Source organism: Amorphus sp. MBR-141, assembly GCF_053628695.1.
In genome coordinates this window covers 220,389-232,417 of sequence record NZ_JBRJGW010000001.1, presented here as the reverse complement: position 1 = coordinate 232,417, position 12,029 = coordinate 220,389, and the positions used below count along the sequence as shown (strand labels likewise).

12 protein-coding genes and 1 tRNA gene are annotated in these 12,029 nt (G+C 68.5%); 3 read left to right on the top strand and 10 right to left on the bottom strand.

The annotated features are described in order from the left end of the window. The first annotated feature begins 117 nt into the window (after nt 1–117). A tRNA-Gly gene (locus tag ACSSVZ_RS01045) sits at nt 118–192 on the top strand. A gap of 92 nt (nt 193–284) precedes the next feature. On the opposite strand, the gene ACSSVZ_RS01040 is transcribed toward ACSSVZ_RS01045, so the two are convergent. Then, a complete protein-coding gene (locus tag ACSSVZ_RS01040; RefSeq protein ID WP_453967740.1) occupies nt 285–1,298 on the bottom strand; it encodes a restriction endonuclease in 1,014 nt (337 codons plus the stop codon). A gap of 103 nt (nt 1,299–1,401) precedes the next feature. Then, the gene (locus ACSSVZ_RS01035; protein ID WP_453967739.1) at nt 1,402–2,376 is read right to left on the bottom strand and encodes a LysR family transcriptional regulator; all 975 of its coding nucleotides are present in this window, start codon (nt 2,374–2,376) and stop codon (nt 1,402–1,404) included. Between the two features lie 184 nt (nt 2,377–2,560). Here ACSSVZ_RS01035 and ACSSVZ_RS01030 point away from each other — a divergent pair, with 184 nt between their 5' ends. Continuing rightward, a complete protein-coding gene (locus ACSSVZ_RS01030; protein ID WP_453967738.1) occupies nt 2,561–3,622 on the top strand; it encodes a maleylacetate reductase in 1,062 nt (353 codons plus the stop codon). Between the two features lie 29 nt (nt 3,623–3,651). Next, the gene (locus ACSSVZ_RS01025) at nt 3,652–4,539 is read left to right on the top strand and encodes an intradiol ring-cleavage dioxygenase (RefSeq protein ID WP_453967737.1); all 888 of its coding nucleotides are present in this window, start codon (nt 3,652–3,654) and stop codon (nt 4,537–4,539) included. A 40-nt stretch (nt 4,540–4,579) separates the two neighbouring features. On the opposite strand, the gene ACSSVZ_RS01020 is transcribed toward ACSSVZ_RS01025, so the two are convergent. From ACSSVZ_RS01020 to ACSSVZ_RS00985, 8 genes are all read right to left on the bottom strand, one after another. Beyond that, nucleotides 4,580–6,217 (bottom strand): amidohydrolase, encoded by a 1,638-nt coding sequence (locus ACSSVZ_RS01020; protein WP_453967736.1) that lies wholly within the window; start codon nt 6,215–6,217, stop codon nt 4,580–4,582. 125 nt (nt 6,218–6,342) lie between these two features. Continuing rightward, nucleotides 6,343–6,879 (bottom strand): 3-hydroxyanthranilate 3,4-dioxygenase, encoded by a 537-nt coding sequence (locus ACSSVZ_RS01015; protein ID WP_453967735.1) that lies wholly within the window; start codon nt 6,877–6,879, stop codon nt 6,343–6,345. Between the two features lie 52 nt (nt 6,880–6,931). Continuing rightward, nucleotides 6,932–7,336, bottom strand: a complete 405-nt coding sequence (locus ACSSVZ_RS01010; RefSeq protein ID WP_453967734.1) for a RidA family protein — start codon at nt 7,334–7,336, stop codon at nt 6,932–6,934. Between the two features lie 59 nt (nt 7,337–7,395). Beyond that, a complete protein-coding gene (locus tag ACSSVZ_RS01005; protein ID WP_453967733.1) occupies nt 7,396–8,556 on the bottom strand; it encodes an ABC transporter substrate-binding protein in 1,161 nt (386 codons plus the stop codon). Between the two features lie 72 nt (nt 8,557–8,628). Next, the gene (locus ACSSVZ_RS01000; RefSeq protein WP_453967732.1) at nt 8,629–9,384 is read right to left on the bottom strand and encodes an ABC transporter ATP-binding protein; all 756 of its coding nucleotides are present in this window, start codon (nt 9,382–9,384) and stop codon (nt 8,629–8,631) included. Next, entirely contained in the window at nt 9,377–10,132 is a 756-nt protein-coding gene (locus ACSSVZ_RS00995; protein ID WP_453967731.1) for an ABC transporter ATP-binding protein, read from the bottom strand. Before ACSSVZ_RS00995 ends, ACSSVZ_RS01000 begins: the two co-directional genes overlap by 8 nt. Then, on the bottom strand, nt 10,129–11,085 hold the full coding sequence (locus tag ACSSVZ_RS00990; RefSeq protein WP_453967730.1) for a branched-chain amino acid ABC transporter permease: 957 nt from the start codon (nt 11,083–11,085) through the stop codon (nt 10,129–10,131). Before ACSSVZ_RS00990 ends, ACSSVZ_RS00995 begins: the two co-directional genes overlap by 4 nt. Beyond that, nucleotides 11,085–11,945, bottom strand: a complete 861-nt coding sequence (locus tag ACSSVZ_RS00985; RefSeq protein WP_453967729.1) for a branched-chain amino acid ABC transporter permease — start codon at nt 11,943–11,945, stop codon at nt 11,085–11,087. Before ACSSVZ_RS00985 ends, ACSSVZ_RS00990 begins: the two co-directional genes overlap by 1 nt. Between the last annotated feature and the right edge of the window lie 84 nt (nt 11,946–12,029).

The following is a 12,029-nucleotide window of genomic DNA, read 5'->3' as shown; positions in this document are numbered from 1 at the left end:
GTCGGGATTCTCCCCGGCGATTTTCCCACAGGCGGTTGAAAGGGTGTTGCATTCCCCGGCCCAATCCGCCATATCGACAGCCTCAGTGACGCCGACGCCTTCGGGCCGGCGGCGTTTGCGGGCGTAGCTCAGGGGTAGAGCACAACCTTGCCAAGGTTGGGGTCGTGGGTTCGAATCCCATCGCCCGCTCCATTTTCTCCGGACGTTTCCTTCAGAAATCCAACGGACCCGAAAATGGAGCGGTCCGCCGCCGTGGCGGCGCCGCGTGTGTCGCGCGCGAATCCCTATTCGCTCCCCGACGGCCCCGGCACGTAGATCCGCCGCAGCGGGACCTGCCGCTGCATGGACGGCGGAAACAGGTGGTAGTGGCGATAGACGAGCTCGGCGAGTTCGCGTCCGCTGATCAGCCGGAGATTCGGCTTCATCGCCTCATAGGTGAGCGCGTCGTTCGAGTACGCTCCAAGCGTCACGAACAGCCCGAACTCGCCGTGCTGGACGGCCCCATCGAGGCGCTGCACGTCCGGCCGCCCGATCGAGGTCAGGATCTGCTTGCATTGCACCTTGATGATGGGCGGCTCGAAGCCGAGCTCGTCCTTGTGGGCAATGACGTCGACGCCCCCGTCACCGGACTTTCGGGTCACCCGGGCGAAATAGCCCATGGCGGTCAGCAGCCCCGCAACGAAGTGCTCGAACTCCTCGTCCGTCATCGCCGTCTTGAGGCGCTTCAGCACATAGTCGTCGCTGTTCTCGGCAACCTGCTCCGAGACCACCTCGGCGCCGGCGTCGTCGACGACCATCTCCTGCGGCGCTTGGCCGGAAAACGCCCCCAGGAACTCGTCCGCGTTGTTGGCCACCTGAAAGAGGGTGAGCGCCGACCCGATCTCATAGAGCGCCGACTGGGAGAATGAGGCGCGGGGCAGATGGGCCCGCCATTCGACAGGCCGGCGGCACAAGGTTTGTTCGTGTGCAGCCTCGGGATGGTACTCGCACGGGCCGGTGACCACGCCGAGGTTGATCATCCTGTCCGTCTTGGACGGATAGACCACGCCGTCTCCCACCGAGATCTCGTGAACGAATCGGTAGAGCACCCCCGCCCAGACGGGAATGGCGCCTGGCTTCGCCTCCGGATAGGCCGACTGCACCCTGTGCTTGAAGGCCTCCCGGCTCGGCGGAATCTGGGTGATGTCGCCCATCCTGCTCCAGCCGAGCCCCACGAAGCCCTGGTCGATCGGTTCCGACCCGACGATGGCGGGAATGTGGATGCCCCACAGCTGTCCGATACTATCAACTGAAGCCATGAGCCCTCATCTCGGCAAAAGCGGCGCCTCTCGCCATCGCAACCGAAGCGGTTGAATCGAAAGCTGCGGTGCGCGCCAAGATATTGGGGCGGGGATGGGGCGTCTAGAAGTCTCTGGCGGCCGCATCATCCCTTCCCCGCGCGGCCGCCTGGGCGTGGCGCTCCATTTCGGTCCTGAGGGCGGCGGTGCGGGCGTGGATGTGGCGGGCGAAGCGCTCGACCGCCGGCGAGGACGCCGCCCCTGCCCCGCGCAGCAGCCCGAGCGCGCGCTCTGGATGCGGCACTGTGAATGGCAGCGCCGTCACTGCGCGCTCGGCGCGAAGCGCGAACACGACGCTCTCGGGCAGGATCGTCAGGGCGTTCGTCGCCTTCATCACGTTGAGGACGCCGATCAGCGACCCGCCGGTGTAGCGGATCTTCGGTTCGGTGGCGCCCAGCGACAGGATCAGGCTGGTGAGGTCGGCGAGCAGCGGGCTGTCGGGCGGCGGCGCGATCCAGGGAAAATCGAGGAGCGCGCGCGGGTCCGGCTTGCGCTTCATGAGAAGCGGATGCGTGGCGCCGCAGGCCACCACGTTGCGGCCCGGCAGCAGCGCGCCGAACGCCAGCCCCGATCCCTCGTCGAGGAGGTCGATGGGGCAGATGGCGAGGTCGATTCGATCCGCCGAGAGGGCCGCCCTGAGCGCCGGGAAATAGCCGTAGGTCTGGTCGATGCGCACGTCCGGATGGGCGTTCTGGAAGAACGCGATCATGCCGGAGATCAGGCCGTCCATGAAGAACGGCGTGCCGGCGACGCGCACCACCCCCGAACCGCCGCGACGGAAGCTCTCCACCATCTCCGACGCCTTGCGCGACGCCGTCAGCATGGTCTGGCCGTGCTCGGCCAGCGCGCGGCCGAGCGGCGTCGGCAGCAACGGCCGCCGCCCCTTCACGAACAGCGGCTCGCCGATGCGCTTCTCCAGCATCGACAGGGTGCGCGAGACCGCCGGCTGGGACAGGCCGAGCAGCGCTGCCCCTTCGGTCACGCCGCCCGCCTGGATCACCGCCGCCAGCTGCACCAGATGCCGTTCGTCGAGTTTCATAACGATCCGGTATATTGTTCCGCGCCGAAATCATCAATTGAAAGACAGCGCCTGTTAGGATGACGCCTTCCATGCCAGTGTCCGACGGCGCGGCCGGCGGCCAGAGCAGACTGGCGCCCGCCGCCCGGGCGGCTGGCCGATCCCGCCGATGTCTGCCGCGCGTTCGAGCGACCGAGGAGCGACCGTGACCCACCGTTTTCAGTACACCGGCACGCCCAACCGGATCGTCTTCGGCGCGGGTGAGAGCACCACCGTCGGCGACTGGATCGAGACGCTCGGCTGCAATCGTGCGCTGGTGCTGGTGACGCCGGCCCAGGCGGCCGACGGCGCGGCGCTGGCCGAGCGCCTCGGCGACCGGGCTGCCGGCGTGTTCGACGGCGCGGCGATGCACACCCCGGTGGAGGTGACCGAGCGGGCGCTCGCGGCCGTGGCGGACGTCGGCGCCGACTGTCTCGTGGCGCTGGGCGGCGGCTCCACCACCGGGCTCGGCAAGGCGATCGCCTACCGCACCGACCTGCCGCAGATCGTCGTGCCGACCACCTACGCCGGCTCCGAGGTGACGCCGATCCTCGGCCAGACCGACCACGGCGAGAAGACCACCCTGAAGGATCCGCGCGTGCTGCCGGAGGTGGTGATCTACGATCCGCTGCTGACGCTCGGCCTGCCGGTGGAGATGAGCGTCACCAGCGCTCTCAACGCGATGGCGCACGCGGCGGAGGGCCTTTACGCCCGCGACCGCAACCCGATCACCTCGCTGATGGCGGCGGAGGGCCTGCGCGCGATGCAGGCCGCGCTCCCGGTGGTGGTGCGCGCGCCCGAAGACGTCGGAGCGCGCGGCGATGCGCTCTACGGCGCCTGGCTGTGCGGCACCGTGCTCGGCGCCGTCGGCATGGCGCTGCACCACAAGATCTGCCACACCCTCGGCGGCTCCTTCGATACGCCGCACGCCGCCACCCACGCGATCATGCTGCCGCACACGGTGGGCTTCAACGCCGCCGCCGTGCCTGAGCTGCTGGCGCCGGTGGGCGAGGTCTTCGGCGGCCCGCCCGGCCCGGCGCTCTACGACTTCGCCAAGACGATCGGCGCGCCGATGGCGCTGCGCGATCTCGGGCTCAGCGAGGCCGATCTCGACCGCGCCGCCGACATCGCCGTCCGCAACGCCTACTGGAACCCGCGGCCTATCGACCGCCGGTCCATCCGCGCGCTGTTGCAGGATGCCTGGGAAGGCGCCCGTCCGCAGACCTGAACAACAAGATGACTTCGGGAGAAACCGACATGGACGCACACGAGAAGGGCTTCTTCACGGAAGAGGATTCCGTCGAGGTCGTGACCGGCCGCAACGCCAACGCCAAGGACGCGCGGCTGAAGGAGATCATGGAGGTCGTCACGCGCAAGCTGCACGAGGCGGTCAAGGAGATCGAGCCGACCCAGGAGGAGTGGTTCGAGGCGATCATGTTCCTCACCCGCACCGGTCAGATGTGCAACGAGTGGCGGCAGGAGTTCATCCTGCTGTCCGACGTGCTCGGCGTGTCGATGCTGGTCGACGCCATCGACAACCGCAAGCCGTCGGGGGCGTCCGAAAGCACCGTGCTCGGGCCGTTCCACGTCGCCGACGCGCCCCAGTTGCCGATGGGCGCCAACATCTGCCTCGACGCCAAGGGCGAGGACATGGTGGTCTCCGGCCGCATCGTCGACCTCGACGGCAAACCGGTCGAGGGTGCCGTGCTCGACGTCTGGCAGGCTAATGACGAAGGCTTCTATGACGTCCAGCAGAAGGGCCTGCAGCCCGACTTCAACCTGCGCGGGGTGTTCCGCACCAGCGCCGACGGCCGCTACTGGTTCCGGGCGGTGAAGCCCCGCTACTACCCGATCCCGGACGACGGTCCGGTGGGCCAGCTGCTCGGCGCACTCGGCCGCCACCCCTACCGGCCGGCGCACCTGCACTACATCATCAAGGCCGACGGCTTCCAGACGCTGACCACCCACATCTTCGATCCCGACGACCAGTACATCGAATCCGATGCGGTGTTCGGGGTGAAGCAGAGCCTGCTCGCCGACTTCCAGCGCGTCCACGATCCGGAGCGCGCCAAGGAGTACGCGTTCCGGGGCGACGAGTTCTGGGAGATCGAGGCCGACTTCGTGCTGGCGCCCAGGCAGGCCTGACGGAGCCGCCGGCCGGTGGAGCGCGCTTCGGCGGCCGGCCTCAGGCCTCGAACACCGTCCGCCCGCCGACGACCGTCCGCACGGCGCGGACCGTGTACAGCGCCGCGTCCGGCACCGTCAGGATGTCGTCGGAGAGCACCACGAGATCGGCGAGCTTGCCCGGCTCGATGGAGCCGGTGCGGTGCTCCTGGAAGGCGTAGCGGGCGGCGGCGCTCGTGTAGAGCCGGATCGCCTCCTCGCGGGTGATCGCCTCCCCTGCCCCGTAGACATCGCCGCTGGCGTCGCGCCGGGTCACCATGAAGGCGATGTTGATGAACGGGTCGAGGTCGTTGATGCCGTAGTCGGTGCCGGCGCCCAGCAGATCCAGCCCCATCCGGTCGATCAGCGTGCGCATCGGCACCGCCCGGTCGGCCGTCTCCTTGCCCAGGAAGCGGGCGACGGCGGCGGCCTTGGTCCACAGGAAGGTCGGCTGGGCATCGACGCGCACGCCGAGCCGCTTCGCCCGGTCCATCTGGTCGGCCCGCATCAGGCTGCCGTGGATGACGATGAAGCGGCGCTCTCGGATCGAGCGCTCGGCATCGGCCGCCTCGTAGGCGTCGAGCACCGCGTCGATGGCCGCGTCGCCCACCGCGTGGATGCCGACCCGCCAGTCGTTGCGGTTGGCGACGGCCACCAGATGGTCGAGCCGGCGCGGCTCGATCACCCAGGTGCCGTGATAGTTCGGGTCGTCGGGATAGGGATCGCGCATGGCCGCGGTGCGCAGCGTCATGCCGCCGTCGACCTGCAGCTTGACGCCGGAGAGGCTGAGCCATTCGTCGCCGAAATCCGACGTCGCACCGGTGAGCGCGAAGAAACGCTCCCACTCCTCCGCCGTCATGGCGGGGTTGAGGTCGCCGGTGGGCGCGAACATCAGGCTGAGGCGCAGCGTCTGCTCGCCGGCGAGCCGGATGGCATTGTAGTGGCGCACGTCCTGCGGATTGACGGCGGCGCTGATGGCCGACGTCAGGCCGAAGGAGTTGAGATGCGCCTGGGCGTCGACCAGCTGCTGGCGGCGCGCCTCCGGGCTCCATCCCGGGAAGGCGGCGATCACCATGCGCTCGGCCGCCTCCTCCAGCACCCCGGACGGCTCGCCGTCGGCGTCGCGGTGGATGGTGCCGCCTTCGGGATCGGGCGTGTCGCGGGTGACGCCGGCGGCGGCCAGCGACCGCGAGTTAAGCATCGAGAAGTGGCCGACCGGCAGATAGAGCGGGTTGTCGGGGGCGACGCCATCGAGCTCGGCGCGGGTCAGGAACCGCTTCTCGGCGAGCTGCGACGGGGGATGCCAGAGCTGGCCCATCACCCACTCGCCGGGCGCGCGGCCATCGACGAACGCCTTCAGCCGCGCCAGCGCCTCGTCGACGGTGCGCACGCCCCTGAAGTTCACTGTGTGCTTGAGGAGGCCGGCCTCCTCCACGTGGACATGGGTGTCGATGAGGCCGGGCAGCACGGTGGCGCCGCCGAGATCCTCGACGACGGTCTCCGGCCCGGCCAGCGCCAGCACCTCGTCATCCGCCCCAGTGGCGACGATGAGCTCACCCTTGATGGCGAGCGCCGAGACGACGGAGAAGTCGGCATCGGCCGTCACGATCTTCGCGTTGTGGAGGATCCGGTCGGGTTCGAACGGTCCGGACTGGCGCATCGATGGCCTCGGCTTGAAACGCAGGAAAACAGGGTCCACGGCGCCGTCCGCCGGCGCCGCGGCTAACGCGTTTCCCGGCGAAGGGATGACCGGTTCGCCGTCCGGAAACGCGGCAAGAGAACAGCTCAGACGCCGTCAGGGCGCGGCATGGTGTTACCGCACTTGTCGCAGGTGCGGTTCTCCTCGCTGTCGAAGAAGTTCGCATAGGCCTTCGACACGGGATCGGCGCGGTAGTCGGAGACGGTGAAGGTCTCCTCATGCAGGAGCGCGTCGCAGCTCGGGCAGTACCACTGGAAGCGGTCGGCCTCGCCCTCGCGGCGGATGCGCTCGGAGACCAGCAGGAAGGCGTCCGGCGGAAAGCGGGGCGAGTGCGGCATGCCGGCCGGGGTGAAGTTCAGCCCGCCCTCCGGCACCAACACGATCTCCTCGCTGCCGTCCTCCTTGCGGATGTGCAGGTTCATCTGGCCTCGGATCATGTACATGATCTCGTCGGACGGATTGATGTGGAACTCGCTGCGGTATTCGCGGCCGCGGGCGACGAAGGTGAGCGCATCGGGCTCCTGCCACAGCACCTTCACGCGCTTGCCGGTTTCCGACAGCTCCTTGACGGCGTCCTCGAGCTGGACGACCGGCGCGACGGACAATGAGCGCTGGTAGTACATGGTTCTCCCTTTCCTCTTGCGGCCGGCCTCTCCGGACCGCCACTCAGGCGCGTCAGCCCAGATAGGCGACGCAGTCGATCTCGACGTTGACCCCGGTGCGATGCGGCGTGCCGCCGATGCAGGTCCGGGTCACCTTCTCGCCATCCATGAAGTCGCGGAAGACTTCGTTGAAGACGGGGAAGTCGGCGACGTCGCGCAGGCAGACGCGCATGTTGATGACATGCTCCATGGTCGCCCCGCCGGCGTCGAGCACGTTCGTCAGGTTCTGGAGCGTGCGGAGCGTCTGCTCGCGGATGTCGTCGGAGACGACCTGCTTGGTCTCCGGATCGAGCGGACCCTGGCCTGAAACGTAGAGGAAATCGCCCGCCTTGATCGCCTGGGCGAGCGGCGACGGTTTGGTCTGGTCGGTGAAGCCGGTGACCGGCGCGTTCTTCGACTGGATGATCTCTTTGGGCATCTCTTCCTCCGTGCCCGGGCGCAAACGCACCCGGGCCGTCGCTTGGGATGGGGACTGCGTTATTTCGCCGGCTCGAAGGTCTCGAACTCGACGTTGCCGTAGTGGTCGCCGACCTTCTCCACCTTGCGGAGATAGATGTTCTGGACGATGTCGCGGGTTTCCGGATCGATCGAGATCGGTCCGCGCGGGCTTTCCCAGGCCATCCCCTTCATGGCGTCCACCAGCGCCGTGCCGTCGGCGTCGCCGCCGGTCTTGTCGAGGGCGGCGTAGATCAGCGCCATCGCGTCGTAGCCGCTGACGGCCATGATCGACGGCATGGCATCGGCGCCGGCCGCCTTCTTGAAGGCCGCGACGAACTCCTTGTTGAGGTCCGACGGGTGCTCCATCGAATAGGCATAGGACGTCACCACACCGTCCGCCGCGCTGCCGACCGCCGGCATCGACGGCTCGAAGGTGATGTCGCCGGTGCCGACGAGCTTGATGCCGGCTTCCTCCAGCCCCTTCTCCCGGTACGCCTTCATGAGACCGGCCATCACGTCGCCGGCGTTGACGAAGGCGAAGATGACGTCCGGCTTGGCGTCCTTGATCTTCTGCATGTAGGGGGCGAAGTCGACCGTCATCAGCGGCGTGCGGACGCTGCCGACCACCTCGCCGCCGGCCTTCGGGAACGCCTCGAGGAAGGCCGCCTCGGTGTCGTGGCCCGGCCGGTAGTCGCCGACGACGACGTAGGCCTTCTTGTAGCCGTTGTCGACGAGCCACTGGGCCATCGGCGGCACCAGGGTGGGCAGGCTGAAGGACACCCGCACCATGTAGTCCGATGCCTTGGTGAGGCCGCCGGCGGCGGCGTTCATCACGACCATCGGCACCTTCGCCTCGGTGGCGATCGGGGCGACGGCGGCGGCGTTGGGCGTGAAGCCGAAGCCGGTGAGCACGTTGATCTTGTCGCGAACCACGAACTCCTGGGCGATGCGCTTGGCGACGTCCGGGTTCGGGCCGCCGACGTCCTTGATGATGACCTCGACCTGCTTGCCGCCGGCCTCGGTGCCGTTGATCGCCTGGAAGGCCTCCACGCCGCCCTTGAACTGGGCGCCGAACTCGGCGAACGGGCCGGACATCTCGCCGACCAGGCCCACCTTGACGGTGTCTGCGGCGAAGCCTGCGCCGGTACCGAGAAGCACCATGGCGGCCGTGGTGGCGACCAGTTTCCTCATGCGTTTCATTGCTGCTTCCTCTTCCCCTCAGGTGTCGTCTTCAGATGCCGTACGCGCGACTGCCGCGGCCGGTGAAATCAATCAGGTTGCTGCGGCGGCACCGGCTCCATCGACCGGCCGCGGTTCGGCCGGCTCGTCGCCGACGCCAAGCAACCGGTCGAGCGTGTCGTGATCTTCGGCGAGATCGCGCGACAGCGCCGTGTGGACGATCTGCCCGCGTTCGAGGATGACCGCGTCGTGGCTCAGCGCCAGCGCGACGATCGGGTGCTGCTCGACCACCACGCAGGTGAGGCCCTCGTCCTTCGACAGCGCCACGACACGCTCGGAGAGTTCCTCGACCACGATCGGCGCCAGACCCTCCATCGGCTCGTCGAGGAGCAGGAGGCGCGGATTGGTCATCAGCGCCCGGGCGATCGCCAGCATCTGCTGCTCGCCACCGGAGAGCTGGTTGCCGTAGTTGCGCCGGCGCTCCTGGAGGCGCGGAAACAGCTCGTAGACCCGCTTGAGCGTCCACGGGCCGGGTGTGGCGATCACCGTCATGTGCTCTTCCACCGTCAGCGACGGAAACACCTCGCGCTCCTGGGGCACCCAGCCGAGGCCGGCGCGTACGCGGGCGTGCGGCGGCAGGCGCGTGATGTCCACGCCGTCGAGGTACAGGCTGCCGCCGCGCAGGCGCGTGTTGCCCATGATGGTCTCGAGCAGCGTCGACTTGCCGACACCGTTGCGGCCGAGCACGGCAAGGCTCTCGCCCGGCCGCACCGACATGGAGACATCGTCGAGGACGATGCCCTCGCCGTAGCCGGCGGTCACGCCGTCGAGGCGCAGGAGATCAGACATGGGTGCTCCCCAGATAGGCGGCGCGCACGTCGTCGTTGCGGCGGATCTCGTCGGGCGTGCCCTCGGCGAGCACCGCCCCGGAGGTCAGCACCACGATGCGACGGGCGAAGCGGAACACCAGCTGCATGTCGTGCTCGATGAACAGCACGCTGATGTCGTCCGGCAGCGCATCCACCACCTCGAACACTTCGCGGCTCTCGCCGGCCGGAATGCCCGCCGCCGGTTCGTCGAGCAGCAGGATGCGCGGCTTGGCGGCCAGCGCCAGCGCGATCTCCAGCAGGCGCTGCTTGCCGTAGGCAAGCTCGCCGGTCGGCACCCGCGCATGCTCGATGAGGCGCAGGCTGGCGAGCAGCGCCTCCGCCTCGTCGCGCACCGCACCAAAACCGCCGAGCCGCTTCCACCAGATGCCGGCGAGGTCGTCGCGCTCGGCGATCGCCAGCGACACGGCCTCCAGCGGCGTCAGGTGGGGAAACAGCGTGTTGATCTGGAAGGTGCGCGTCAGCCCGAGCTTCGTGCGGGCCCGCGTGTCGAGCCGGGTCACGTCCTTCGCGCCGATGCGGATCGTCCCGGCGGTCGGCTTCAGGGTGCCCGTCAGCAGATTGACGAAGGTCGTCTTGCCGGCGCCGTTCGGGCCGATCAGCGCATGGCGGGCGCCGACCGGCAGGTCGAGCGTCACGCCGTTGACCGCGACGATGCCGCCGAAGGCGACGGTGAGGCCGGAAACGGAAAGGGCCGGAACGCTGCTCATGACCGGTCCGTCCGAACGAGGCGCGACAGGCCGCCGAGGATGCCGCCCGCGCCGGTCATGACGACGGCCATCAGGAACAGGCCGAGCCAGAACATCCAGTAGGCGGGGCTGAGGTCGGCGAAGAAGTCGTGGACGACCATGTAGACCAGCGCGCCCACGATGCCACCGTAGAGCCGGCCGGTGCCGCCCAGCACCAGGATGATGAGCACCATGGCGGAGCGGTCGATGCTCAGGGTGTCGAGACCGACGAACTCGGTGGTCTGGGTGAGCAGCGCGCCGGCGACGCCGGCCAGCGCCGCGGAGGCCGCGTAGGCGAACCGCAGCCGCCCCTCGACCGGCGAGCCGAGCGCGTACATGCGCTTGCGGTTGCCGTGGATGCCCTTCAGCGCCAGCCCGTAGGGCGACTGCAGCAGCCGCCGCACGACCAGGAACAGCAGCAGCACCACCGCAAAGGCGTACACGAACGCCGTCTTGCCCCAGAGATCGAACTGGAACACGCCGAAAATCGGCCACATGGAGATTCCCTGCAGGCCGTCGGAGCCCCCGGTGATGGAGGTCGCCTGGTTGGCCACCTCCGCGAAGATCGCACCGACCGCGATGGTCACCATCAGCTGGGTCAGCTCCGCCGCGCGCACGATCAGGTAGCTCAGCACGTAGGCGACGAGGCCGCACACGACGAACGCCAGCGCCAGCCCGCTGACCGGCTCGGCCCAGCCGGACTTGGCGAGGATGCCCGCCCCATAGGCGCCCATTCCGAAGAAGACGGCGTGCCCAAGCGTGAGAATGCCGGCGTAGCCGAGCGCGATGTCGAGCGAGAGCGCGAACAGCGCGGCGATGAGGATCTGGGTCAGCAGATAGAGGCGGTCGGGAAACACGAAGAACGACGCCGCCAGCGCCAGCCAGAACAGGACTTCGAGCGCGAGGAGACCTCGGCGGGGAAGATGGAGGGCCATCAGCGCGCGCCCTTCTTCGCGATGATGCCGTTCGGGCGCGCGAGCAGCAGCGCCAGCATCAACAGGTAGATGAGGAAGCCGCCGGTCTGGGGCACGTAGTACTTGCCCGCCACGTCGCCGACCCCGACCAGCAGGGCCGCCAGGAACGGACCGGTGATGGTGCCGGCGCCGCCGACGCAGACGACCATCAGGAAGTAGACCATGTATTTCAGCGGAAACACCGGGTTGAGCGTCAGCATGCCGAGGCTGAGCGCGCCGCCGAAGCCGGCCAGTCCGCAGCCGAGCGTGAAGGTCAGCAGGAACAGGCGGTCCACGTTGATGCCGCTGCCCTGGGCGACCCGCTGGTTGTCCACCGCGGCGCGGATCATCGCGCCGAAGCGGGTGCGGTTCAGCCCGGCCACCAGCCCGAGGACGACGATGCCGCCCACGACGATCAGGAACAGCCGGTAGCGGCTGAGCTCGGCGCCGAAGGCGGTGAAGTTGCCGGCGAGATAGTCCGGCATCTGGAAGGCCTGCATCGTCGGGCCGAAGACGTAGGTCGTGGCCGCGATCGAGGCGAAGACGAGCCCGATGGTGAACAGCACCTGCTCCAGCGGGTGCGCCCGATAGAGCCGCCGCACGAACAGGAACTCGATCACCGCACCGGTCGCAGCCCCGGCGAGAAAGCCCACTGCGAGGCCCGCCGGAAACCCGAAGCCGTAGGTGTTCATCACCACGGCGGCCGCGTAGCCGCCCACCATCGCGAAGGTGCCGTGGGCGAGATTGACGAAGTTCATCAGGCCCATCGTCACCGACAGGCCGACGCTGATCAGGAACAGGAGCGCGCCGAATGCCAGGCCGTCAAAGACGACAATTCCCATTACATGCGGCCTTTCTCAGATCCGAGCCGTTCGAGGCGGCCCAGCATAGCCGCTTCGGTGTCGCGCTTCTTCTTCGCAGATCGA